Source organism: Streptomyces sp. NPDC024632, from assembly GCF_055559175.1.
This window is the reverse complement of sequence record NZ_JBVHLD010000019.1, coordinates 120,156-145,448: the sequence shown is the minus strand read 5'-3', so window position 1 is coordinate 145,448 and position 25,293 is coordinate 120,156. Positions and strand designations below refer to the sequence as shown.

At 69.5% G+C, this 25,293-nt stretch carries 19 protein-coding genes; 5 read left to right on the top strand and 14 right to left on the bottom strand.

Annotated elements, in window-relative coordinates; genetic code table 11:
* Window positions 1-19: 19 nt before the first annotated feature.
* The 8 genes from ACZ37P_RS31770 to ACZ37P_RS31735 form a co-directional block, all read right to left on the bottom strand.
* The gene (locus ACZ37P_RS31770) at window positions 20-613 is read right to left on the bottom strand and encodes a hypothetical protein (RefSeq protein ID WP_467349794.1); all 594 of its coding nucleotides are present in this window, start codon (window positions 611-613) and stop codon (window positions 20-22) included.
* Window positions 614-834: 221 nt separating this feature from the next.
* Complete coding sequence (locus tag ACZ37P_RS31765) at window positions 835-1,734, bottom strand: dihydrodipicolinate synthase family protein (protein WP_355335160.1); 900 nt, start codon at window positions 1,732-1,734, stop codon at window positions 835-837.
* Window positions 1,735-1,762: 28 nt separating this feature from the next.
* A complete protein-coding gene (locus tag ACZ37P_RS31760; RefSeq protein ID WP_467349792.1) occupies window positions 1,763-3,382 on the bottom strand; it encodes an N-acyl-D-amino-acid deacylase family protein in 1,620 nt (539 codons plus the stop codon).
* A complete protein-coding gene (locus ACZ37P_RS31755; RefSeq protein WP_467349790.1) occupies window positions 3,375-4,634 on the bottom strand; it encodes an NAD(P)/FAD-dependent oxidoreductase in 1,260 nt (419 codons plus the stop codon). The genes ACZ37P_RS31760 and ACZ37P_RS31755 overlap by 8 nt, the downstream gene beginning before the upstream one ends.
* Before the next feature lie 209 nt (window positions 4,635-4,843).
* Window positions 4,844-6,694: an ABC transporter ATP-binding protein gene (locus tag ACZ37P_RS31750; RefSeq protein ID WP_355335167.1), complete on the bottom strand. Its 1,851-nt coding sequence runs from the start codon at window positions 6,692-6,694 to the stop codon at window positions 4,844-4,846.
* 35 nt (window positions 6,695-6,729) lie between these two features.
* On the bottom strand, window positions 6,730-7,596 hold the full coding sequence (locus tag ACZ37P_RS31745) for an ABC transporter permease (RefSeq protein ID WP_355335169.1): 867 nt from the start codon (window positions 7,594-7,596) through the stop codon (window positions 6,730-6,732).
* Window positions 7,593-8,606, bottom strand: coding sequence for an ABC transporter permease (locus ACZ37P_RS31740; RefSeq protein WP_391048013.1), 1,014 nt, complete (start codon window positions 8,604-8,606; stop codon window positions 7,593-7,595). Before ACZ37P_RS31740 ends, ACZ37P_RS31745 begins: the two co-directional genes overlap by 4 nt.
* A gap of 18 nt (window positions 8,607-8,624) precedes the next feature.
* Window positions 8,625-10,172 carry an ABC transporter substrate-binding protein gene (locus ACZ37P_RS31735; protein ID WP_467349787.1) on the bottom strand — a complete coding sequence of 516 codons (1,548 nt, stop codon included), beginning with the start codon at window positions 10,170-10,172 and terminating at the stop codon, window positions 8,625-8,627.
* A gap of 320 nt (window positions 10,173-10,492) precedes the next feature.
* Between ACZ37P_RS31735 and ACZ37P_RS31730 the strand changes: the two genes are divergently transcribed.
* Window positions 10,493-12,133: a PucR family transcriptional regulator gene (locus tag ACZ37P_RS31730; protein ID WP_467349785.1), complete on the top strand. Its 1,641-nt coding sequence runs from the start codon at window positions 10,493-10,495 to the stop codon at window positions 12,131-12,133.
* 9 nt (window positions 12,134-12,142) lie between these two features.
* Here ACZ37P_RS31730 and ACZ37P_RS31725 read toward each other — a convergent pair whose 3' ends face one another.
* The 6 genes from ACZ37P_RS31725 to ACZ37P_RS31700 all read right to left on the bottom strand — a co-directional run bounded on the left by ACZ37P_RS31725 (window position 12,143) and on the right by ACZ37P_RS31700 (window position 19,749).
* A complete protein-coding gene (locus ACZ37P_RS31725) occupies window positions 12,143-12,985 on the bottom strand; it encodes a M55 family metallopeptidase (RefSeq protein ID WP_355335179.1) in 843 nt (280 codons plus the stop codon).
* Between the two features lie 75 nt (window positions 12,986-13,060).
* Window positions 13,061-14,164: a P1 family peptidase gene (locus ACZ37P_RS31720; protein WP_355335181.1), complete on the bottom strand. Its 1,104-nt coding sequence runs from the start codon at window positions 14,162-14,164 to the stop codon at window positions 13,061-13,063.
* Window positions 14,148-15,839, bottom strand: coding sequence for a CocE/NonD family hydrolase (locus ACZ37P_RS31715; RefSeq protein ID WP_467349783.1), 1,692 nt, complete (start codon window positions 15,837-15,839; stop codon window positions 14,148-14,150). Before ACZ37P_RS31715 ends, ACZ37P_RS31720 begins: the two co-directional genes overlap by 17 nt.
* Window positions 15,836-17,512 (bottom strand): CocE/NonD family hydrolase, encoded by a 1,677-nt coding sequence (locus tag ACZ37P_RS31710; RefSeq protein WP_467349781.1) that lies wholly within the window; start codon window positions 17,510-17,512, stop codon window positions 15,836-15,838. The genes ACZ37P_RS31715 and ACZ37P_RS31710 overlap by 4 nt, the downstream gene beginning before the upstream one ends.
* Window positions 17,512-18,531: a 1-aminocyclopropane-1-carboxylate deaminase gene (locus ACZ37P_RS31705; protein ID WP_467349780.1), complete on the bottom strand. Its 1,020-nt coding sequence runs from the start codon at window positions 18,529-18,531 to the stop codon at window positions 17,512-17,514. The genes ACZ37P_RS31710 and ACZ37P_RS31705 overlap by 1 nt, the downstream gene beginning before the upstream one ends.
* A 165-nt stretch (window positions 18,532-18,696) precedes the next feature.
* Window positions 18,697-19,749 carry an alanine racemase gene (locus ACZ37P_RS31700; RefSeq protein ID WP_467349778.1) on the bottom strand — a complete coding sequence of 351 codons (1,053 nt, stop codon included), beginning with the start codon at window positions 19,747-19,749 and terminating at the stop codon, window positions 18,697-18,699.
* Window positions 19,750-19,867: 118 nt separating this feature from the next.
* Between ACZ37P_RS31700 and ACZ37P_RS31695 the strand changes: the two genes are divergently transcribed.
* From ACZ37P_RS31695 to ACZ37P_RS31680, 4 genes are all read left to right on the top strand, one after another.
* Window positions 19,868-21,259 carry a serine hydrolase domain-containing protein gene (locus ACZ37P_RS31695; protein ID WP_467349776.1) on the top strand — a complete coding sequence of 464 codons (1,392 nt, stop codon included), beginning with the start codon at window positions 19,868-19,870 and terminating at the stop codon, window positions 21,257-21,259.
* A gap of 190 nt (window positions 21,260-21,449) precedes the next feature.
* Window positions 21,450-23,768 (top strand): transketolase-like TK C-terminal-containing protein, encoded by a 2,319-nt coding sequence (locus tag ACZ37P_RS31690; protein WP_467349774.1) that lies wholly within the window; start codon window positions 21,450-21,452, stop codon window positions 23,766-23,768.
* A gap of 155 nt (window positions 23,769-23,923) precedes the next feature.
* Complete coding sequence (locus tag ACZ37P_RS31685; RefSeq protein ID WP_391162770.1) at window positions 23,924-24,457, top strand: DUF2231 domain-containing protein; 534 nt, start codon at window positions 23,924-23,926, stop codon at window positions 24,455-24,457.
* Window positions 24,458-24,682: 225 nt separating this feature from the next.
* A complete protein-coding gene (locus tag ACZ37P_RS31680) occupies window positions 24,683-25,270 on the top strand; it encodes a COG4315 family predicted lipoprotein (RefSeq protein ID WP_467349771.1) in 588 nt (195 codons plus the stop codon).
* Window positions 25,271-25,293 lie beyond the last annotated feature (23 nt).

The window sequence follows — 25,293 nt, the reverse complement described above, 5'->3', positions numbered from 1 at the left end:
AGGGGTATTTGAGGGAGCATCAGTTCGTCAGCACGACCACCAGCATCGCCAGCCAGCCCAGTGAGACGAAGACGGGAAGCAGCACCATCACGAGACCGGTCGGGGACGCCTGGAGCCACCCTGATCCCGGCTCTGTCAGCCGGCGTCCCACTATCCGCTGCCCGCCGTGCCACGCCATGTGCTCTTCCAGCTCCACGACCGTGCTCTTGCGGGTCTGCAAATAGCGGCGTCCATAGCGCAGCATGACGGCGAACGCCAGCCCGGAAACGAACCCGATCACCGTGATGACCGCTCCGACGCCTCGGGCCACTTCCCGTGACTGAGCGCCCTCTTTACCGAGGGTAAACGCCAAGGTGGCCGCGAGGCCCGCGGCGATCACCGGGTTGGCCGTCCAGCGCTCCAGCACATGGTGGTACAGGCGTGACGCGACGCCCTGCCGCGACGCGTCACGGGCCACGCACACCTGCTTGATCACCAGGAAGCTGCCAAGCGTGGTCTTGATCTGGTGGTTCAACCACTCGTCAGGTTCGATCTGGGCGTCGCTGTAGGCCAGGAGGAATCCCAGGACGTCGGTTCCCTTGACGGCCTCACCTCCCACTGAACAGGCGTTCACAGCGCTCCGCGGAAAGCGTGTCCTGACAGCCCGTCGGATGCAAGAGCGCATGAAGTGGCGTCATGGCGAAGCGAATTCGGCCGGTCCCGGCTCAGGACCCGGCGCAGTCGCATCCGAGGCGTCGGCTGCTTCTCCGCCGGGCACCTGTGACCGGCCCGAGGCGTTTGCGGTGCGAGACGAACACGCCGGTGGTGATGTGCGAGGTCGATGTGAAGAACCCCTCAGCGGGCCAGGTCGATCCCGGCTTCGCGCAGGAGCCGGGCGAAGGTGGTCGCGTGCTCGGGGGTGAGGGGGAGGGCCGGGAGTCGGGGGGGTCCGCTGGGGACGCCGACCAGGTCGAGGCCCGTCTTGATCGCGCTTGCGTACGGGTGCGCCTCGAGGAATTCGCAGATCGGAAAGATCTTCGTCCACTGCTCCCGTGCCTCGGCGATGTCGCCGCGGACCGCGAGGGTCTCGTAGAAATCCGCGCACAGTTGAGGGATGACGCTCGCCGCTCCCCAGACTCCCGCCCGCGCGCCGGCGGCGATGCCGGAGAACGTGAGGGTGTCGTAGCCGTTGAGCGGCTGGATGACGTCCGCGTAGTGGTGAAGGACCGTGGCGAACTTCACCGCGTCACCCCCGGTGTCCTTGAACGACGTCACGCGGGTGCTCCGAGCGAGCTCGGCCAACCGCCCGGCCGAGATGTCCAGTCCCGTGGCGTCCGGCAGGTTGTAGAACATGATGTCGATGTCCACCGCGTCGGAGACGGCCCCGTAGTGCGCCACGACCTCCTCCCAGCCGAGAGCGCCGTAGTAGGGGGGCACGATCATGACCGCCGTCGCACCGGCGTCAGCCGCGTGCCGGGTGAGGTCGATCGTCTCGCCGGTGGTCAACGCTCCGGTGCCCACGACGACGGGCACCCGACCGTCCACAGCCTTCAGGTAGAGGTCGGCGACCTCCTTCCGCTCCGCGTTGCTGAGCGTCGTGAATTCGCCGGTGCTGCCCAAGGGCACCACGCCGTGCACGCCCGCACCGACGATGTGCTCGACCTGGCGACGGACTCCCCCGGCGTCGACGGTCGAACCGTCAGCGCGAAAAGGGGTCACCACTGCCGCGAGTATGCCGCTGAACGGCGTTGTCATCGCTCTCCTTCGTCGTTCGTCGACGGGTTCACCGGGCTCGGAAGCCGCTCGTCGTCGGCCGGGTCCCGCGTCGTAGCGCGCGCCCGCCGAGCTCGTCGGTCGGCTTTCCCCCGCGGAACGCGACGACGCCGTTGATGATCACGTGCCGCATCCCGTCGGCGTACTGGTGTGGGTGGGAGTAGGTGGCGAGGTCCCGGACCCTGTCGGGCTCGAAGATCGCGAGATCCGCGAAGGCGCCCTCGCGGATGACGCCGCGGTCGGTGAGACGCAGCGTCCGCGCGGGCAGGCTCGTCATCCGTCGGACGGCGTCCTCGATCCGCAGGACGCCGTCCCTGACGTACGGACCGAGAACGCGGGCGAAGGACCCGTAGGCCCGCGGATGCGTCGGGGCGTCGGTGTACGGCGGAGATGCCGTCCACGCTTCGGCGTCGGAACAGACCGAGACCCATGGGCTCCGCAGCGCGAGACGGACGTTCTCCTCCGTCATCTCGAACAGCGCGATGATCATCTGCGAGTCCGCCACGACGATGTCCAGAAGCGTGTCGAGCGGATCCGCGTCACCGCGCCGCGTCGCTACCTGCGCGAGTGTCATGCCGTTCCACTCGGAGGTGTTGCCGCCCAGGAGCAGGATTCCGTCAGCGCCGCCCGCGCTCTTGTAGCAGTTGTCCCAGTCGGCGCCCGGGGCCCGGATGGCCTCCTTGACCGTTTCGCGGAAGTCCTCATGCGCGAGCTTGCCGCGCAAAGCGTCCGGGCCGCCGTCGTGGAATCGTGGGGGGATGCACGCGTCCAGGCCGGTAGCGCCCGCCTCGTACGGATAGACGTTGGCCGTGACGGCGAGGCCGCCGGCCCTGGCTTCCTCGATGCGCTGGATCGCGGAGGCCATCAGGGGCCAGTTGTCCCGGCCTGCCGCCTTCAGGTGGTAGACCTCGGCCCGCGCTCCCGACCTCTCGGCGATCCCGATGAGCTCGTCCAGGCTTTCGAGCAGGGAGTCGGACTCGTTGCGGATGTGCGAGATGTAGAGCGCGTCGTGCTCGGCGAGCACTTCCGCGAAGGCGGTCAGCTCGTCGGTCGAGGCGTACATGCCCGGGGCGTAGATGAGAGCAGAGCCCAGACCCAGCGCGCCGTCCGCCAGTTCTTCGTCGAGGAGCCGGCGGGCGGCGGCCAGCTCGTCAGGCGTCAGCGGACGGTCTTGCTGACCGGCGAAGGCCATGCGGAGGTTGTCCGCCCCGACGAAGCTCGCGACATTCGGTCCGACGCCCGCGTCGGCCATGTGGTTCAGGAAGTCGTTGATCCGCGGCCATTCATGCCGGACGTGGGTCCGCTCGGCGTAGTCCTTGGCGATGGCGCGCATCCGGCCCTCCACGGGGCCGAGCGAGTAGCCTTCGCCGAACACCTCGGTCGTGACGCCCTGGTAGAGGTCGGAGAGACCTCGGGGGTCACGCTGGAGCGACTCGTAGGCCTGGCTGAGCACGTTGATGAAGCCGGGCGCGACCAACGCGCCGGCGGCGTCCACCTCGGGCACGTCGGTGTCGGGGACCTCGCCGACGAGAACGATCCGGTCACCCCGGACCAGTACGTCCGCGCGTCTGAGCGGTGCGCCGGTGCCGTCGGCGACAAGGCCGCCGCGCACCACCAGATCACTACGCATCCCGACTCCCCTCCTGGGCCCTCATCGTCTTGCGCGTCTTCCCGCGGGCGAACCGCTGCGCCGAGAACGGCCCGGTACGACCGTCGTCCCCCGAGGCGATCGCCTCTGCGAGGTGCACTCCGGCGGCCGGTGAGATCGTCATGCCGAGCATCTGGTACCCGGTGGCGACGAACACGTTCGAGTCCGGCGCGAGCCTGCCGATCATGGGGAGGCCGTCAGGAGCCACGGGGCGCAGGCCCGACCAGGCGGCCGACTCGTCGGTCCACGGCCCGAGGAGGGCCTGAGCCGAGCGCCGCATCGCCCTGACGCGCCGTGGGGGGATGCGGGTCGGTGAGTTGGTGAAGTCCATCGCCCCGGCGACGCGCAGGGTGCCGCCCATCGGCGAGATCGCCAGGTGCGTGTCGAGGGTCTGGATCGCCTGCCTCGGCATCCGCCCCGGCCGGACGTCGAAGCTGTAGCCCTTGCCGCCGATCACCGGAAGGGGATGGCCGATCGAGCGTGCCAGCGCGGTGGTGTTCACTCCCGCCGCGAGAACCACGTGGTCGGCCTCGTACGTACCGCGGTTCGTGCGCACCGCTCGCGCCCGTCCGCCTTGCGCGTGGAGGTGCTCGACGGGCTCGTGCTCGCGGATCTCGACACCTGCGGCGACCACCTTCTCGATCAGCGCCGCCATGTAGGCGTGGGGAACGATCTGCCAGTGGTTGCCGATCAACGCTGCCGCCTGGCCTCGTGGCACCGTGGGGTCCAGGTCCTGGACCGCGCTGCCCGTCAGGACCTCTGTCGTGGCTCCCTGCCCGAACTTGGCCAGCGGCGCGATCTTCTCGATGAAGTGCTCGATGTCCGCGGGGTTCTTGGAGACGGTCAGGAGACCGGTCTTGTCGAAGTGCTCGTCGAGGCCGAGCCGTTCGATGAGCTTGAAGGACGGGTACCCGAGCGTGGACAACGCCGCCAGCCCGTCGGAGTACGACCGGTCGTTGCAGTAGCGCGCGAACGTCGCGATCCAGGGTCCGAGGCGCAGGAGGGCCGCGGGCGAGAAGTGGAGCGCGGAATCACGCCGGGTCAGGTCCTTGAGGCCGTGCATGATGATGCCGGGCTCGGGCACCGGCCCGGCTTGGGCGGGGCATATCCAGCCCGCGTTGCCCCAGGACGCGCCGGCCGCCGCGGCACCGGCGTCGAGCACCGTCACGCGCATTCCGACCTCGGTCAGCGCCCAAGCCGTCCACAAGCCGGCGGCGCCGGCGCCAACGACCACGCAATGCTCGCCATTCACCACTATCGGCAGCCCTTCCACTCGTGTGCGTCAGTTGCTCAAGGAGGGACTTTGCCAAGGCTTCCGGACGCGTTGTTCGTTCATTCGGACCAGAAAGCCGGATGATCATGTCGGCCCGGACAGACGGGCCGGGCGCGGCGCGCCGCGGCGAACCGGCGGATTTCGCCGCGGATCGCGCGCGTATCGGTCGGTCAGACCTCGGTCGACACGGGTGCGTCGATCCAGTCGGCGTCCGACCGAGGGATCGACCGCAGCAGTTTGATCGTGTACGGATCGGTCGGATGGTCCAGGATCTGGTCCACCGGACCGGATTCGACGAGCCGTCCGCGGTACATGATGCAGACGCGCTCGGTGATCTGCCGCAGCATCGAGAGGTCGTGCGTGATGAAGACGAAACCGACTCCGCGTTCGCGCTGGAGCGTCGCGAAGAGGTTGATGATCTGGGCTCGCACCGAGACGTCCAGGGCGGAGACGGGTTCGTCGCAGACCAGGAGCCGTGGGTTGACGGCTAGGGCCCTGGCGATCGCGACGCGCTGACGCTCTCCGCCGGAGAGGGCCGACGGCCTGCGTTGCGCGTACGAGGCCGGAAGACCGACCGTCTTCAACAGGTCGGCCACCGCGCCCGAAGCGTGCTTGGTGGCGCTCTCGTGCGACCTGATCGCCTCGGACAGTGCCGAGCCGATGCTCCGCATCGGGTTGAGGCTCGCGTAGGGGTCCTGGAAGACCATCTGCACGGTTCCGCGAAGGCGACGGAGATCCGCCGCGCTCAGCCGCGACCAGTCGTGCGCGGGAATGCCGTCGATCATGATGTCGCCGCTGGTGCACCGCTCGAGTCCCAGCAGCGTGCGAGCGAGGGTGGTCTTGCCGGAACCGGACTCCCCGACGACGGCGACGCTCTCCCCCTGGTTCACCTGTAGCGACACCCCGGCGAGCGCGTGGACGGTGCGCTGCCCGACGCGGAACTCCTTGCGCAGGTCCCGGATGTCGATCAGCGGCCGCTCCGCCCGTACGTCTCGCACCGGAGCCTCCACGACGTCGATCCTGGCCCGCTTCGCCGCCATGTCGGAACTGATCTCCGGCAGGCGGACACAGGCCGAATACCGCAGGTCGGCGACCTCGATCAGTGGCGGCGGTCCCTGGCGGCACTGGTCCGTGACCCACTCGCACCGGGTGGCGAAGGCACAGCAGCCCGTGGTCTCCCGGGCCTTGGGGACCGACCCCGGGATGGAGGGGAGTTCGGCGACCCGACGGTCGACCGACGGTTCGGCCAGCAACAGGCCCTGGGTATAGGGGTGCAGCGGCTTGGCCTCCAGGTCGGAGCCGGGCGCGACCTCGATGAGCGATCCGCCGTACATCACGTAGACGCGGTCGCACATCGCGAAGGCCACCCGCAGATCGTGCGTGATCAGTACGACGCTCATTCCGCGCGACTTCTGGACACCGCGCAGGAGGGTGAGCATCTCCTTCTGGGTCGTGACGTCCAGAGCCGTCGTCGGTTCGTCCGCGATCAGGATCTTCGGGTCGCGGGCGAGCGACGCGGCCACAGCGACGCGCTGACGCATGCCTCCGGAGAGCTGGAACGGGTACCGATCCGCTACCGAGGGGTCGGTGAGTCCGACCTCGGCGAGCCGGCGGTTGACCTCCGCCCTGCGTTCGGATCGCGGCGGGCGCCGACGGCCCTCCCAGATCAACGACTCCTCGATGATGCGCCCGCAGCGGAACACGGGGTTGAGCATCGTGAACGGGTCCTGGAGTACGAGCCCGATTTCCCGTCCTCTGACGTGACTCCACTCGCGTTCCGACAGCTCCAGCAGATTGCGGCCGTCGTACTCGACCTCGCCGCGCGCGACGAGCGATCCGGGCAGGAGACCCATGATGGCGCGGGCGGTCATGGTCTTGCCGCTTCCTGACTCGCCCACGATCCCGATCGTCTCTCCCGCGGACAGGTCGAGTCCGAACGACGTCACGATCGGGTGGGTGCCGTCGGGACCGACCGCGTCAACGCCGAGGGCGCGCACTTTCAGGACCGTGTCCGAGGTCATCCCTCGCGTCATGCGGTCCGACTGTTCGGGGGCCATCACTTGCTTCCTCCACGACTCGAGAGCGCCTCGTACATCCAGTCGCCGATGATGTTCATCGAGATCGCCGTCGCCACGATCATGACGCCGGGCCCGAGCGCCGCCGCGGGGTTCTCGAAGAGCAGGCTGGTTCCGTCCTTGAGCATGAGACCCCAGTCCGGCGAACCGGCGTCGACCCCGAATCCGAGGAACGACAGTCCTGAGAGCGTCACGATGGCGCCGGCGAAGGTCAGGAACGCGTTGGCGACGGCGGTCGCGGAGACGTTGGGCCAGATGTGGAAGAGCATGATCCGTCGGTTCGACAGGCCCAGCGCACGCGCGGCTTCGACGTAGGGCAGGAGCGCCTGTTCCAGTGTCGCGCCTCGGATGACGCGTGTGTCGAAGGGGATCGTCAGCACGAGAAGGAGCGCCACCGCCATCCAATAGCCGCCGCCGAACGCACCGGCGACAACCACGATGACGAGAAGTCCGGGGAGCGCCCACATGAAGTCGACCCAGCGCATGACGACCGCGTCGACGGCACCTCTCTTGTACCCGCTCCACAGACCCAGCAGGTTGCCGATCAGCATGGAGCCGACGGTGATGACCAGCGGGCCGATGAACGCGGTGCGTGTTCCGGCGATCAGTCTGGAGAAGACGTCCCGGCCGAGTTCGTCCGTGCCGAGCCAGTGCCCGGCGCTGGGCGAGGCGAGGACGTCCGAGACGTTCTGGGCGCCGGGGTCCTGGGGGGCCAGGACCGATCCGAGGACGGTCATGACGACGACCCCGACCACGATCACCAGGCAGGCCAGTACGGTCCAGGACGGGCGCGCCGAGCGACGCGTGGGCCTGGCGGGATCTTCGAGCTGCGGGACTGCGGCACTCATGCGGTCGGCCTTCCGTGCCTGATGCGTGGATCCGCGGCCAGGTAGAGCATGTCTGCCGCCAGGTTCGCGAACATGATCAGCGCGGCCACCAGCAGCGCGATGGCCTGGAGTGTGGGGAGGTCCTGGCTCGACGCGGACCGCACGAGCAGGTCGCCGATCCCCGGGATCGAGAAGGTGACCTCGACGAGGACCGCTCCGGTGGCCAAGGACGCGAGCAGGGGCACGCTGACCGTGATCACGGGGATCATGCCGTTGCGCAGCGCGTAGAACAGGAACACCCGGCGGGACGACATCCCGCGTGCCCGGGCGAAGGTCACGTAGTCCTGGTCGAGCACCTTGATCATCACGGCCCGCGTGTGTTTGACGATGAGCGCGACGCCGGAGATCGCGAGCGCGAGCGCCGGAAGGGTCAGGTGCCACAGTTTGTCGACGAAGCCGCTTCCGGCCCCGAAGACCGGGAACCATCCGAAAAGGACCCCGAACACGTAGAGCAGGGCCACGGCGCCCACGAAGACCGGTGTGCTGAATCCGACGATCACCGACGCCACGATCCCGCGGTCGACGAACGTCGACTTCTTCACCGCCGCGGCCAGCCCCAGGGGGATTCCGATGAGCATGGTCAGCAGATAGGCCACGCCCGCGAGGAGCAGGGAATTCGGCAGCCGCGCCTTGATCTCGTCCGTGACCGGAAGCGTCGAGACCGACGAGTTTCCGAAATCGAACCGGACGGCGTCCTTCAACCAGATCCAGTACTGGGTGAGGAACGGGTCGTTCAGGTGGTACTGCTGCCGGAGCAGTTCCTCTGTCTCAGGAGTCCGCCTGCGGGTGCCGAGCAGATTGCTCACGGCGTCGCCGGGCGTGATGTACAGCAGAGAGAAGATGACGAACGAGATCAGGACCAGCATCGCGGCGCACACCAGGACCCGACTCAGCACTAGGAAGAAAATTGCTCGTGTTTGCATCGTTGCCTTTTTCTCGTTGGGGCTCGCGGCCCACGCGGCCGGCGTCACCGCGGCCGCGTGGCACCGTCACGACGCGGGCTTGACCTGCGCCACCCACGCGGCCGGACCGTAGGCCGAGGAGAACGGGTTCAGCTCGGGCCACGTGAAGGTGTCCGACAGCGCCAGGACGTTCTCACCGAGGTAGAGCGGGATGTAGGGAACGTCCTGCGCGGCGAGCTTGTCCAGGGCGGAGTACGCCTGGAACCGTCCCGCCCGGTCGGCCGTGGAGATCCCCGCGTTGACCAGCTTGTCGGCCTCCGGATTGCTGTACGCGGCGTAGTTCGCGTAGGCGATGTCCGCCTGCGAGCTGTCGAGGAGGTAGCTGGCCGTGGTGTTCGGCTCCTCCGAGCAGTCCAGTCGCTGGATCGTGAGCTGGATCTTCTTCTTGGCCGCTCCCTCGCCGACGCGCTGGGTGTACTGGGCCTCGGAGAGGACCTTGACGTCCAGCTCGATGCCGGCCTTCGCCACCATTCCGGCGATGGCCTGAGCGATCTTGGGGCGGATTCCGTCGTCGGGAACCTCGAAGGTTCCCTTGACGCTGCCCGGGTGGCTCGACTTCGCGATCTCTTCCTTCGCCTTGGACACATCGAACGCGTAGGGCGGGAGCGAGCCGATCATGGTGTCGATGTCCGCCTTGTCGGCCACCTTGGCCAGGACCTGGGCCGGGAACAGGCTGTCGTAGGTGACGGCGCCGTCGCCTTCGGCGGCGGCGAGGCCCTTGCGGTCCAACGCGTAGGCGAAGGCGCGCCGGACGTGCACGTCGTCCCACGGGGCGACCTGGGTGTTCAGTGACATGAACGTCTGCTTGCACCCGGGGACCTTCACCAGTTTCGCCTTGGAGCTGGCGGCGAAGGCCCGCGGGTCCGCGAGCGGGTACGCGGCGTCGAGCTGGCCGGACCGGTAGGCGAGCGCGGCGCTCGTCACGGTCTTGAAGGGCTTGACCGACACCCTCTGGATCGCCGGCTTGCCTCCCCACCAGTCCGGGTTGGCGGTGAGGTCCGCGCCTTCGGTCGGGTTCAGCCGGTCGAGCCGGTACGGCCCGGTCGCCATGGTCAGCGTGCCCGGCTTGCCGAAGTCGGCCTTGTGCTCGTCGTAGAACTTCTTCTGGAAGATGCTCGCTCCCACGCTGGCGAGGAGCGACAGGACGCTGGAATCAGCCTGCTTGAGCGTGACGACGACGGTGTTCGCGTCCCTGGCGGTCACGTCCTTCACGTTCGCGAACAGCGACTCGTACGGGGACGGCGCCAGGCGCTCGTAGTCCAGCGAGGCGACCACGTCAGCGGACGTCATCTCGGTGCCGTCCCAGAACGTGACGCCCTTGCGCAGGTGGAAGATGTACGTGCGCGGGTCCGGGGTGTCCCACGACTCCGCGAGCCCCGGGGCCAGCTGGCCCTTCGGGTCGGCGGTGAGCAGGGCGTCGTAGACCGTGGCGAGAAGGTTGTTGCCCGAGGTCAGCGTGAGCGGGTCGATGCTGTCGAGGCTGTCCGCGACGATGCCCCACCGCAGGAGGTCCGCCCTGCCGCCGGTCGCTCCCGGCTTCTCGGCGCCGTTGCAGGCAGCCAGTAGCGCTGCCAAGCAGACAACGGTGGCGCTGACCGCCACGAGTCTGATGGACCGTTTACGCTTCATGACCCGTCCTCCTCGGGCCAGAGGTCCAGCCCCCAGCCGGTTGTGTGCCGCCCGTGTGATCAGGCTCACGGGTTTGGATGAGGCTATGGCCGTCGAACGGCGCGGACCTGGTGACGATCCGCCCAATTTTCCGCCTGGAATCGTTCAATGTAACGAAGGCGCACAACGGCCCGGCCACGCCTCGGTTTCGGTCAACGAACGGAGGCCGCGCGTTCGTTCGTTCTTCCCAAGACGCGTGGCGGAGCGTCCCGTAGACTCCGGCGGATATGAGCGAGACGTCCAAACCGCAGCGTGCGAGCTTGTCGAGGATCCTCAACGACCTCGGCGGTACGTTCCTCGACGTGGTCGTCGCCGACGTGAGTGCCCACGAGCAGGTCGGGGCCGTCGTCGTCCACGACCACGGACAGAACCACACGCTCCTGCCCAAGGCGCTGGTCCTCGGCATCGGGGTGTACGGCGCGTCCGACATCGCGGAGCTGCTGCGCGTTCTCGGGACACAGAGCGCCGCGGCCCTGATCGTGCGGGCGCCCGTGGACCGCGAGCCAGAGGTGCTCAACGCCGCCCGCGACGCGGGCGTCGCCCTGCTCGCGCTGGCGGAGAACGCGGACTGGCTTCAGCTCGCGGACATGCTCCGGACCATCGTGGCCCAGGACGATGTCGGGGACGAGGTGACGAGCACCCTGGGCGGTGTCGCCGCGGGCGACCTCTTCGCCCTCGCCAACGCCGTGGCGGCACTGATCGACGCGCCGGTCACCATCGAGGACCGCCGGTACCGCGTGCTGGCGTTCTCGGGACGGCAGGACGAGGCCGACGCCGCTCGCATCCGGACCATCCTCGACCGCCAGGTGCCCGAGGTCTACCTCCGCGAGGACGAGGACCGGGGGGTGTTCAAGGCCCTCTACCAAACGGAGGAGCCGCTGTACATCGAGGCCTCCAAGATCAGCGAGAACGAGATCCCGCGCCTGGCCATCGCGGTGCGTGCCGGTGACGAGATCCTGGGATCGATCTGGGCGGCGGTCACCGGACCGCCGTCCACCGAGCGGTCGCAGGCCCTGGCCGACGCCGCGAAGCTCGTCGCCCTCCACCTGCTGCGCCGACGAGCCGGAGCCGACGTCGACCACCGCCTGCGCTCCGACCTGGTGGCCACCGCCCTCGAAGGCGGGCCCAAAGCCGCGCACGCGCTCGGCCGCCTCGGGCTGCTCGGGAAGACCGTCAATGTCGTCGCCATGGACATCGTCAACCACGGCGACGGACAGACCGATCCTTCCCGGCAGGCGAGGGAGCGTCAGCAGTTGGCGGACGCGTTCGCGATGCACCTCACCTCGGTCGCGCCGCGGTCGGCGACGGCCCTGCTCGGCGACGTGTCGTACGGGCTGGTATCGCTCACCGGGGACGCCGACCAGAACGAGCAGCGCGCCAAGCGGCTCGCGGCCGACTTCCTGAAGCGGACGGGGACGCGGGTGCCGGCCGTCATCGGCATCGGCACCGCGATCAGCGACCCGATCCGCTTGAACGAGTCGCGGACGCGGGCCGACCGTGCGCTGCGCGTACTGCGTACGCGAGGGACGGCGGGCACCGCGGCCACGATGTCAGAGGTGCACATAGACGCGCTGGTGCTGGAGCTCCAGGACTTGTCCTTGGCACGCCATGACCCGGTGACCGGCCCGTTGAGCCTGATCCTCGAGTACGACGAGCGGCGCAACGGCAGCCTCCTGGCAACTCTCAAGTGCTGGCTGAACGCCTTCGGCGACATCCACGCCGCCGCGGCCTCGGCCGGTGTGCACCACAACACGTTCCGCTACCGGCTCAAGCGGCTCAGCGAGGTCGGGAAGATCGACCTGGAGAACCCGGACGAGAGATTCGCGTTGATGCTCCAGATGCGTCTGATGAACCCCGCCGTTGAGTGATTCGCCGCGTCACGGCGAAGCGGTCGCCTGAGTGGCGACCACGTGCGCGGCCAGTGCTCCGGCGACGCTGACGAAGTCGTAGATCTCGTCGACGGTGGCGCACCGGATCCGCACGGTGTACTCCGACGAGCGCTCGGCCGTCGGAATCATGGCGACGAGATCAGCGCTCGTCGACAGCTTCAGGTCGATCTCCACCACCAGGTCGTGAGGGACGACCGGCGGCCGGATCGACGAATCCGCCACGGCTCGCGCCGCGCCTTCCCGGATGTGCGCCCTGGCGGTGGCCGGGGAGAGGGCGTCGGCCGAGTTGTAGGAGAGGTAGCGCTTGACCTCGACGCGGTGGACCGCCTCGACTCCGGCGAGACCGGCCGAACAGGTCCGGTCGTCTCCGGTGATGAGCTTCACCGGGACTCCGAACCGGCCGGCGTAGAGGGCGTTGACGTCTGCCTCGGACGCGGCCCGACCGTTGAGCCGGAGTTCCGACCAGAATCCGGTGAACGTGTGTGAGAGCACTCCGGGCGCTCCCGCCGCCGCGTGGTAGCCGATGAAGAGGGCCGCGTCGAAGTCGCCGTGCAGGCCGTGCACCATGCCGCAGGTACGGGGGCTGCCGTTGACGAGACGTGCACGCGGGTCCAGCAGGGCGGGCAGGATGTTGTCCATCGGCCCGTGGCTGTCCGCCACCACCACGTGGGTGGCTCCCGCGTCGAACGCCCCCGCCACAGCGGCGTTGGCCTCCTCGGTCATGAGCTCCTGGCCGCGTGCGTAGGTCCGGTGCCCGGGGACGGTGTTGTGCAGCCGCGAAACACCCGCGACTCCCTCCATGTCCACGCTGATGTAGACAGAACCGGCCATGGGACCGTCCCTTCTTCCTTGGTCTGACCCGGCCGTTCACCGGGTGGTTGCCAGCCGGACCGGGGGCGGCTTGCCTCAGGTCGCCGATGAGAAGGCCGCGAGGAGTGCGTCCGGCTCGAGCCCGTACGCCGTGAAACCGCGCGCACCGGTCATCGTGGGAGCGGCGAGCATCGCGTTGATGATCGACTCCTCGGTGGCCTCGACGACGGCGCGGAACAGGTCGTCCAAGGCTTGGTGCGGAACCGCGGAATGGGGCGCCACCAGCGGGTGACCGCCCGCGTAGCCCTCGGTGGGCACGTTCTGCGGCGCCGTGGAGAAGGCGAGCATGATGTCACCGCTCGAGTCCTGGATGCCGCCGCCGACCCGGCCGATGCCGATGCTCGCCCTGGTCGCCAGCCGACGGCACTGGCCGGGCAGCAGCGGAGCGTCCGTCGCCACGATCACGATGATCGAACCCGAGCCGGGCGGCATGGGCGGGTCTCCGCCCGGCTGGGTCCGGGCCGGCAGCGGGACGTGTGCCAGGCGCGCGTCACGGCCCACGGGCCGGCCGTCGACCCTGAAATCGGGGCGGGTCCCGTGGTTCGCCTGGACGAGCACGCCCACGGTCCAGCCGCCCGCGGACGCGTCGAGACGACGCGACGCCGTTCCGATCCCGCCCTTGAACCCGTGGCAGACCATGCCGGTTCCCCCTCCGACACTCCCCTCCTCGACGTCGGCGGACGCCGACTCGTAGGCCGCTCGGACGTGTTCGCCGGTGACGAACTGGGCGTTCCCGCTGTTGAAGGCGAGGTCCGCGGTCTCGCCCACCACCGGCAGGGAGAAGGCGTTGCGGAAGGTGTCGTGCGCCGTTTCGATCGCGACCAGGCTGTCCCTGACGACGCCGACGCTGTGGGTGCCCGTGAGGGCCAGGTCGGTCGTGAGCAGACCGCTCTCGCGAACCCACTCGAGACCTGTCATCTCACCGTTGCCGTTGAGCGTGGCGCAGCCCGCGAACAACGGATGTGTTCTGACGTGTCCCGGCCGTGGACGGATCACGGTCACGCCGGTACGGGCGATGACGTGGTCGTCGCGGATGACGGTGGCGTGACCGACGGTGACGCCGGAGACGTCGCTGATGGCGTTGCGGGGTCCTGAGGGAAGAATCCCGATCTCGATGCCGAGGTCACGGAGCCTGGTCATGGTTCTCCATTCGGTGGAGGGGGAGCTCGATCCTGCTGGGCAGGCGGGGCCCGTGGAAGACGGAGTGCGTACCGCGTTCGGCCTCCGTCGCACCGAGGTAGTCGGCGGAGCCGAGGTTGATCGCGTAGAGCGGGAAGAGACTGGAGGTCACCACGAGGCGCAGGGCGTGCCCCGGCTGGAGCTCGTGCGCCACGTCCGTCATCGCGATCCTGTAGCCGACCGGCACACCTGTCCGGAACGCGGGCACCGATCCCGCGCGCACGACCCCGTGCGCCAGGTGAACCGTTCTCGTCTCGCCCGGGAAGACGTCCTCGAGGGACACCATCCAGTCCGCGTCATCGCGATCGGTCCCGGCGAACAGATGGACCACCGGCGTGCCCCGGACGAGTGTGGGAACGTCGACGGTCGCCGCCGTGTACGTGAGCGTGTCGTCGCGGCTGGTCGCGAACGATGTCTCAAGGGTGAATCCCGCTGGGCCGGTCCGTGAGAAGGACCCGTGATCCGGCTGCCACGGAACGGGATTCCCGGGATCGTGGACGAAGTGATCGGCCGCCTCGCGGGGTGTCGCGTCGCGCGTCAGTCGTCCGTCCCCGATCCGGGTGTTCGCCCGCCCTTCGGAGGTCAGCCACAAGGTCTCGACCTCGTCGGCCACCGGCCAATGGTCGAGGTCTTCCCAGGCGTTGCGGCCCGTGACGAAGACGCGCACGGGGGCGGGAGCCCAGGACGACGGGTCGTCCCGCAGGTGGTGGTCGAACCACTCGAGGAGCAATTCGTCGGGGTCGACGACGGAACGGGGCCCCCATTCGACCCCGCCGACGACGCTCACCGGTCTCCGGGTTCCGGCTGAGTCCCACGGGCCGATGACCAGCGAGTGCTCCCCTCCGGCGGAGGAGACGGTCTCCCAGTGCGCCATCGTGGCGCCCAGCCCGCTGTCCCACCGGCCGGAGACCAGGAGGGTCGGCGCGCTCGCATTCGTCCCGCCGCCCACAGCCAGGCTGCTCCAGTACGGGTCCTGGGGGTCGAGGTGGGCGAGCCAGTCGGGCCACGGCGCGTCCGGTCTGCCCAGCGCTTCGTGCATGCCGGCCAGCGGCCTGCTGCTGAAGACCGACTTCCAGGGCGGCGCGTCGACGGGCCCTCGTACCCGGCCACCGACGAGGTGCATCCAGAACAACCAGTCCAGTCGCACGGCACCGCCCCGCGACGGCAGGCCCTCGGCCGCGGCGAACGGGGACCACACGGCGAGCGCGTCCACCGGAGCGGCCGACGCGGCGGCGAGCGCCGCGAACCCGGCGTAGCCCGCGCCGAAGCAGCCGAGGCGGCCGTTGGACCCGGGAAGGTCACGGGCCCACGTGACGATGTCGGCGCCGTCTGCGGCCTCGTGGAGGAACGGCTCGAAATCCCCGTCCGAGTCACCCCGGCCCCGTACGTCACCCGCGACCACGATGTATCCGCGCGCGGCAAGGAGCTTGAAGCGGTCCGAGGGGACCTGCGGCGCCGTGCTCGCAGGAGGCTTCTGGTCCGCGCGGTTGTTGTCGTAGGGCGTGCGGGTGACGAGGACCGGGTGATCACCGGGGGTGGGCGGCATGTAGACGTCGACGGACAGGTCGACCCCGTCGCTCGCCTCGACCCGTACGTCGAAGCGGGAGCGCACACGGGAGACATCGGTGAACCTCATACCGCTCCCCCGCTGTTCTCGACGGGCAGGACGAGCCGCGAGGGGTGCTCCGGGCCGTGGTGAACGGTCACGCTTACCACGCGTGATTCCACGGCGTCGGCCCAGGGCTCCCCGGTGCCGAGGTTGCGTGAGAAGGCGGGGAACGCGCCCGCGGTCACCGCGAGCGCGATGCGGTGCCCCGGCAGGAAGGTGTGGTGGAGCCAGACCAGCGGGATACGCAGCCCGACGATCTCCCCGGGGCTGACGGGCGGTGAGCCGGGCCCGGACCGCATCGAGATCCGCTGTAGCCCGCACGACCCGAGCTCGCTGCCGACGAGCATCATCCGGCCGTCGGGATGGACGTCGAGCAGCAGGACGCTCAGGTCCGCGTCGGGCGCGTCCAGCGAGACGAAGACGTCCAGCTCGGCCTGGCCGCTCACGTGGACGGGCTCGTCCAGGGCCGGACCCGGGTAGACGAGGACATCGGGGCGGCGCAGCAGGTAGCGATGGTCGTGGGGCGGGTCGCTCCAGGCGAACAGGTCGAGGTTGGTGAAGTCCCTGGCCGGGTTCTCCGGGTCGAAGACGTACGTGTCGCGGGCGGCTTTCTCCGGAGTCCGCGTGAGCCGGCCGTTTCCGCTCAGTGTGCGGGCGTCGCCGCCGCTGGCCAGGTACCAACTCGTCGGCTCGACCGCGGCGGACGGCCACTCGTCCAGGTCTTCCCACCGCATCGTCCCGGTCCGGAAGACCCGGCACGGGTGGGCATCAGCGGGTTCGTCGTCGTCCCTGAGGTGCCGTGCGAGGAAGCGCTCGACGTGTCCGACGGTGTCCATGACCGACGAGGAGACATCCAGTCCTCCCAGCACCGGGCTCGGCGACCGGTTCCCTCCGTGGTCCCAGGCTCCGATCAGGAGCTGGGCCCTGGCGCCCGCGGGCGACCGCGCCAGCCGGGCCCACGTCGCCATCGTGGTCTGGTCGTCCCACCAGCCGACCGTGACGAGCACGGGCAGGTCGAGGTTCGCCCAGTCGTCGTCGCTGAGCACGAACGCCTCGCCGAGGTAGTCGATCTCCCCGTCCACGTACTTCGGCCACCACCGTCCACCGGTGCCGACCTGCTCGTGGAGGGTGCGCAGTGGCAGGTGCCTGATGTTGTGCCCCCACGAGGGAGCGCCGTAGTGCTGTTGGGTACGTCCGGTCACCTGGTGGAACCACCAGCTCCAGTAGAGGTGCGGGACACCGGTGTTGAAGCTCGGCCGCGGGCCGAGGCCGGCGACTCCAATGGCCATCGGCGCGATGCACCGCAGGTGCGGCGGCCGGGCCCGAGCGGTCCACCACTGGGTGAGACCTTCGTAGCTGAGCCCGACCATGCCGACCCGGCCCGTGCACCAGGTCTGCTCGGCGACCCACTCGATGCTGTCGTAGCCGTCGTCGCTGTCCTGGACGAAGGGCTGGAAGTCACCGCCGGAGTCGCCGCGTCCGCGCATGTCGATCATGACGTAGGCGTAACCGGCGGCGACGAGCCGCCGCATCCAGATTCCCGGCTTGCGGTTGTACGGGGTTCGTGTCACCACGGCCGGGAACGGGCCGTCACCGGCCGGGACCATGATGTCGGCGGCCAGCTCGACGCCGTCGCGCATCGGGATCCGGCAGTTCCACAGGGCTCGGACCTCTCTCGTGCTCCCCCTCAGCGCGGGCATCAGAACGCCTTGGCGTACGCGTTCAGTGCCTGCTGGCCGCCGAGATGCGCGTACAGCACGTTCGAGTCCTTCGGGATGTCGCCGTCGCGGATCAGGTCGATGAGGCCCGCCATCGACTTGCCTTCGTAGACGGGGTCGATGATGATCCCCTCCGTCTTGCCGGTGAGGCGGATCGCGTCGAGGGTCGACCGCACCGGGACCCCGTACTCGTCTCCGGCCCAGCCCGGGAGCACGGTGATCTCGTCGTCCCGCAGGTCACGCCTCAGCCCGATGAGATCCGCGGTGTTCCGGGCGATCCGACCGACCTGGTCGACCGTCTTGTCGAGGGTGGCCGAGGCGTCGATGCCGATGACCCGGCGGGGTCGGCCGCCCGCGTCTTCGAGTGCCGCGAATCCCGCGATCATGCCCGCGTGCGTCGAACCGGTGACGGTGCAGACCACGACGGTGTCGAAGAAGGTGTCGAGCTCCTGCTCCTGCCGGGCCACCTCGTACGCCCAGTTGGCGAAGCCGAGACCGCCGAGGCGGTGGTCGGACGCGCCGGCGGGGATGCCGTAGGGCTTGCCGCCGCGCTTCTCCACGTCGTCGAGGGCCTGCCGCCACGAGTCACGGAAGCCGATGTCGAAACCGGCGGGGCCGAGCCGTACCTCTGCTCCCATCACCCGGCTGAGCAGGATGTTGCCGACTTCGGTGCTCAGCGGATCGGTCCAGGAAGGCACCCAGTTCTCCTGGACCAGGACGCACTCCAGCCCGAGGTGGGCGGCGACCGCGGCGACCTGCCGGGTGTGGTTGGACTGGTGGCCCCCGATCGACACCAGCGTGTCGGCCCCTTGGGCCAGCACGTCGGGGATGAGGTACTCCAGTTTGCGGGTCTTGTTACCGCCGTAGGCCAGCCCGGAGTTGCAGTCCTCCCGCTTCATCCAGATCGAGGCACCGCCGAGGTGGGCGCTCAGACGTGGGAGCGGGTGCACCGGACTGGGGCCGAAGGTGAGCGGGTGGCGGGCGAAGTCCTCGATGGACACAGCGCGTTCTCCTTCGCGGATTGGCGATCGACGACGAGGCCGTCAAGGTGCCTCGGGCGATCAAACTGTCACTCCCCCGGCGGCCTCGTTTCGTGAATGAGACCGAACCTCGGGCGGGGATTGGTGCGGGTTCACCACACAAGGACCCGCGGCGCGGGAAGTCTGCTAGCTGTTGCGCCCTCGCGCGGCGACGGCCCAGGGGCGCAGGCCGCCTCCCTCGTCGATCCATAGCCGCTCGGCCAGGTTGACGGCCGCGCAGCAGTGGTTGGGCACCACCGCGACCTGGCTCCCCAGCGGAGGCAACGGGGCGCCGCCCAGGTCCACGACGGCGTGGTGCTCGGAGACGAGGACGATCCGGGCGTCCGGGTGGTCGAGCAGACGTCCTCCTCCGGTGTTGAAGGCAGCCTTGTCGGCGGCGAGCACCTTGCTGCCGGAGTCCAGGACCGCACGGCCTCCGGCGTGGCTGACGACCGTCGCACGACAGGTCAGCGCGACGTCATCGGGATGCGTCGTCCCCAGCTCCCACTGCTGCGCGTCCCCGAAGACGTAGACCCCGGGGCGCACCTCGGTGACCGCCTCGGGCCGGGTGTCGGCCAGGCTCGGCGTCGATCCGCCGCTGACCACCGCGACCTCGATCCCGGCGTCCTCCACGGCCGCGCGCGCGACCGAGAGCGCTCGTGCCTCGTCTGCGGCGGCCGTCGCCCCGGCGTTCGTGGCGTAGCTGTGTCCCGGAAACGTGAAGACCCCCGCGACCTTCGCGCCAGAGAGCGCGGCGGCGGTCGCGACCAGGCCCGCGTCCGAGGGGCGGCAACCACTGCGGTGGTGACCGCAGTCCACTTCGATGACCACCTCCACGCCGAGGCGGCCGACCAGGTGACCCGCCCGGGCGGCGCCCTCGGCCGAGTCCACGCCGATCGCGATGCGGGCCCTGTCCGCCAGAGCGCCGAGCCGGCCGGCCGCCTGGCCGTCGATGTGCAGGGGGTAGGCGATGAAGAAGTCGGTCACGCCGCTGTCCGCGAAGACTTCCGCCTCACCGATCGTCGCCACCGTCAGTCCGACGGCGCCGGCCGCGATCTGGCGCCGGGCGATCCGGGGCGACTTGTGGGACTTGGCGTGCGGGCGGAGCGCGAGGTCGTTCGTCGCGGCCCACTGTGCGACTCGCCGGATGTTCCGGTCGAGCCGATCCAGGTCGACGTGCAGGTAGGGGGTGTTGGGCATGGCCGAAATCCTCCTCGCCGCTCCGACGGCGTGATTGGTGAGTGGCTCCGAAGACAAGCGGCGCTCTTCGTACGGCCGGACAACGAATCCAGGGCAGCGGCCCGGCACACTGTCCGATATGACGACACCAAGGGTGGACCGACGGGAGTTCCAAGAGCGCCTGGACGATCTCGCGAATCGGTACGGCGTCCCGGGGGCGGCGGCCGGCGTGCTGGTCGACGGGAGGACCACGGTCGTCGCCACCGGGATCGCGAAGCTGGGTACGACCGTTCCGGTGACGACGGACTCGGTGTTCCTGCTCGCCTCCATCACCAAGGTGTGGACCGCGACGCTCGTCCTCCAGCTCGTGGACGAGGGGCTGGTCGACCTGTCCTCGCCGGTGAATCACTACCTGACGCCGCCGCTGCGGTTGGAGGACGAGGAGGTGGCGCGCACCGTCACCGTCGGACAACTGCTCACGCACTCCGGCGGGTTCTTCGGCGATGCCGCCGAGCCGGACGTCCGGAGCGACGACGCCGTCGAGAAGATCGTTGAGAGCTACAGCGGCCTGGCTCAGCTGCACCGGCCGGGAGCGGTGTTCTCCTACTCCAACTCCGGGTACAACGTGCTGGGCCGGCTCATCGAGTGCGTGACCGGATCGACCTGGGACGAGGTGTTGCGGACGCGCCTCATCGAACCGTTGGGGCTCGGCAGCACCTCGACGCTTCCCGAGGAGACCATGACGAGACCGCTCGTGGTCGGCCACGTACCGGCGGCGCCGGGGTCGTACGATCTCACGCCGGTCTCGACCTGGCTCGACCCACGGACGTCGGGGCCGTGCGGGGGGACGCTGGCGGCAACCCCGGCCGACCTCCTGGCGTTCGCCAGGCACCACCTCGAGGACGGTCTGGCGCCTTCGGGCGCGCGACTCATGAGTCCGCGGACCGCGCGGACCATGCGGGAGCCCCACATCGCGCAGCCGGATCCGAGCCGGGGTCCCGCGTGGGGCTGGGGATGGTCGATCGAGCGTCTCGAGCCGCGGATCGTCGGCCACATCGGGAGCACCTGCGGTCAGCAGTCCCGGCTGGTCCTGGCGCCCGACCACGGCGTCGCCGTCTGCGTCATGGCGAGCGGTGACATCCAGGGCATGGGTGACGAGCTGGTGTCCGAGCTGTTGCGGGAGCTGGTCGGCGTCGGCCTGCCGACCACGCCGGGCCCGGTCGACGCGGACATCGACGTCACGCCGTACGTCGGGCGGTTCCGGATGAGCGACGAGGCGACGATCGACGTACGGGCGGAGGCATCGGGTCTCATCGCGTCCTTCACGACGAGCGGCCGGTGGGCAGACTTCCACGGGGACTTCTCGACGCCGATGACCTACGCGGGCGGAACGACGTTCCTCATGTCGATGCCGCCCGTGACCGAGCCGGTGGCGGCCACCTTCCTCTGGGCGGACGGGCCCGGCGGACCCGCGACCCACCTCGCGTCGCAGATGCGGGTCGCTCCCCGGTCGGAAGCCTCTCCGCGGTGACGGCCCCGGTCGGAAGCCTCTCCGCGGTGACCGCCCCGGTCGGAGTCCTCTGCGCCGTGACGGCCGGCAGTACGTGGGCCGCACCGCGGCCGGGCGGTCCGGCGCGCCCCGGACGTCGTCGTCCGTGTCATCCCACCCCGTCGCGGCGCGTACACCGCGCGCGTCCACCGCATGTCTGCGAGGCAATCCGATGACCGTGACCTCCTCTTCCGTGGCATCGACGGCTCCCGCGGAGGAGGTGCTGCGAGAGATCGCCCGCAAGGTGCTCTGGATCGCCACGTCGATCGTCGACGCGGCGAACCGCGGCCGTCCCAACGCCAGTGGCGTCAAGGTCGGGGGCCATCAATCGTCCAGCGCCTCGATGGTCGACATCATGGTCTCGCTCTGGTTCGCCGAGCTGACCCGGAACGACCGGGTGTCGGTCAAACCGCACGCGTCCCCCGTACTCCACGCGATCAATTACCTCATCGGCGACCTTGACGCCAAGTACCTCACGACACTTCGCTCCAAGGGCGGGTTGCAGTCCTACCCCAGTCGGCTCAAGGATCCCGACACCGTGGATTTCTCCACCGGCTCGGTCGGCATCGGGGCGACTGCCGCGCTCTGGGCGGCCATGTCCCACCGCTATCTGACCTCGCACTTCGACTCCACGCCCGAGGCAGGCCGCTTCATCAGCCTTCTCGGGGACGCCGAGCTCGACGAGGGCGCGGTCTGGGAGGCCGTCGCGGACCCCTCCACCGCGAAGATGGGCGAATTGCTGTGGGTCGTCGACCTGAACCGCCAGTCGCTCGACCGCATCGTGCCCGACGTCCAGATCCACCGCCTCATGGGCATGTTCGAGGCAGCCGGGTGGCAGGTGATCACGCTCAAGTGGGGGCGGAAGGTCAGCGCGCTCTTCGACCGTCCCGGAGGGGACGACCTGCGTACGCGGCTGGAGACGATGCCCAACGAGGAGTACCAGCGCCTCCTGCGTGTCGACGCCGAGCAGATCGCCGACCGGATCGTCGGCGACGACGGGTCCGAAGCGCTGCGCGAGCTGCTGCGGTCGGTACCCTCCGACCATCTCGCGGTGGCCCTGCGGGACCTGGGCGGGCACGACATCGGCCTGTTGCTCGACACCTTCGCCCACGTGGATCCGGATCGGCCGACGGTCGTCTTCGCCTACACGGTGAAGGGGCGCGGCCTGCCTACGGAAGGGCATCCGAACAACCACTCTGCCTTGCTCACCGACGTCCAGATGGAGGCGCTCGCCGAGTCGGTCGGCGCGAACCCGGCCGACCCGTGGCGACGGTTCCAGGACGGGTCCTTCGCGGCGACGCTGTGCGCGGAGCGCGGGCACGCCCTGCGGCGGCGCGCCGCTGTCACGAATCCTCGGCCCGATGCCGTTCCCGCCACCTTGTCCCGGAAGCACCGCGCTCCGATCTCGACCCAGGCGGCTCTGGGTCGTTTTCTCACCGATCTGACCCGCGAGGCACCGGAAGTGGCGCGCCGCGTGGTGACCTGTAGTCCGGACGTCGCGTCCTCGACCAACCTCGGCGGCTGGATCAACAAGACGGGGGTCTGGTCGGTCGCGGACCGACCGGACTGGTTCGCCGATGACCCCGAACGGGTTCTCAAATGGTCCGAGGGCGCCGGTGGTCAGCACATCGAGCTCGGTATCGCCGAGGTCAACCTGGTGAGCCTGCTCAGCGAGCTCGGTTCGACCTGGTCGCGGTGGGCCGAGCGGCTGGTCCCGATCGCCACCATCTACGACCCCTTTCTCTCACGAGCCCTGGAACCCTGGTCCTACGGCATCTACGCCGGTGGTCAGTCGATCATCGTCGGCACGCCGTCGGGCGTCACCCTCGCTCCCGAGGGAGGAGCGCACCAGTCGATCACGACTCCGTCGATCGGCTTGCAGCAGCCGGGATGCGTCGCGTGGGAGCCGGCGTTCGCCCAGGACCTCGAGTGGTGCTTCCTGGACGCGATCGACCACGTGGGTGTCCCCGGCGGGACGTCGGCGTACTTCCGGCTCTCGACCCGCCCGGTGGACCAAGCGCTTGCCCGCTTGCCCGAGGACCCTCTCCTGCTGGAGCGCCGCCGACGCCATGCCGTTGCCGGCGGCTACCGCCTGACCGATCATCCCCTCGCCGACGAGCGGGTCACCCTGGTCGGGGTGGGAGCGATCATGCCTGAGGTCGTGGCGGCGGCCGGTGCCCTGACCGGGCTCGGTGTGACCGCCGGAATCGTGTGCCTGACGAGCCCGGACCTCATCTTCCGGTCCGCGCAAGGCAAGGGGAGCGATACCGCCTCGGCTCTCTTTCCCTCGGAGAGCCCTGCCCCCGTGCTCACCGTCATGGACGGCCACCCCCACACGCTTGCCTTCCTGGCGGGGCTGCGCGGTGACCGGACCAAAAACCTCGGCGTCACCGAGTTCGGCCAGTCGTCCGCCCTCCAAGACGCCTACAGGATTCACGGGATCGACACAGCGACGATCGTCGATGTCGCGCTCAGCCTGACCGGCCGCTGAGCCGGGGACTCCTCTGGGCGGACGGCCGCCGGCGGGCCGTATTTCAGAAGGACTTGAGAAGTTGGCGTGGAAGGCTGCGATCTCCTTCCGAGCAGCGGCGGCCGGGTTGCCCGGTGGGCCCGCTGCGCACGTCCTCGTCCGTGGAGAAGCCCCCCATGAGTCTTACGCATATCAACGGCCTTCCGGCGCACGTCCTGTTCGTGCACTTCGTGGTGGTGCTGGTGCCGCTGACGGCCCTGGCCGCGGTGGTCTGCGCGGTCCAGCCCCGGTATGCCCGCCGCATGGGGCTGTCGCTTCCGCTGCTGGGGCTGGTGACCCTGGCGCTGGTGCCGGTCACGACGCATGCCGGGGAGTGGCTCAAGGCCCGTGTGGGCGACGATCCTCTGGTGCGTAAGCACGCGGAACTGGGCGACGGTCTGCTGCCGTGGGCGATAGGGCTCTTTCTCGTGACGCTCGGGGTCTGGTGGCTGGGGCGCAGGACCGCACGGTCCGGGGACCCGGCCGCCGAGAGCCTTCCGTCCGCCGGCGCGCGGCGGAGCCTGCCGACGACTCTGCGCGCGACCGCCGCCGTACTCGCGGTGGTCGTGTCCGCCGGCGCGGTCGTCGACGTGTACCGCATCGGTGATTCCGGCGCGAAGGCGTCCTGGAACGACAACTACGACAAGCACCCGTCGGGACACAACGGCTGACGGGCACTCCGCACCTCGGCGCCGAAGGACTCCGATCGGCTTCCACGGACCTGCCTATGAGGTCAATGGGACGCCGTCGCGGCCCTTCGGTCACCCGCGCGGGTGAGGTTCGGCGTGGGGCGGTTCGACCGGGCAAGGGGGCGGGGCGCCGGTGCGTAACTTGGTGCCGCGGCCCGCCGTCGGCGCGTCGGTGTCACCACATCCCCCCAGGTCAAGGGGTCTGTCATGAAGCGCGTCACCTCCCTCGCCGTTGGCATGGCCGCCGTTGCGGCCACTGCCTCAGGATGCGGCAGCTCCAGTTCCACGACATCCCTCACCCCCCATTCCAGCACCGGCGCCACCACCGCGAGCGCCGGTGCCTCCGCCTCGACCGGCGGCGCCTCCGCGTCGACCGGCGGCGCCGCCACGGTGAAGACAGCGAACTCGCCGCTCGGTCAGATCCTGGTCGACGCCTCCGGCAGGACCCTGTACCTGTTCAAGGCCGACACCGGGAAGACATCGACCTGCAACGGATCCTGCACGCGGGCCTGGCCCCCGCAGACCACGACCGGAAAGCCCCACAACAGCGGCGTGACCGCCTCAATGGTCGGAACGAGCACCCGGTCGGACCACTCGACCCAAGTGACCTACCACGGCCACCCGCTGTACTACTTCGCCAAGGACACCAAGCCCGGAGAGACCAACGGCCAGGGCCTCAACGAATTCGGCGCGCTGTGGTACGTGGTCAGCCCCAGCGGCAACGCGGTCACCACCGCGGCCTCCACGTCGGCCTCACCGTCGACCGGCTCCGCCAGCGGCGGAGGCGGGTACTGAGGCGCGGTCCCGTCCATCACTGC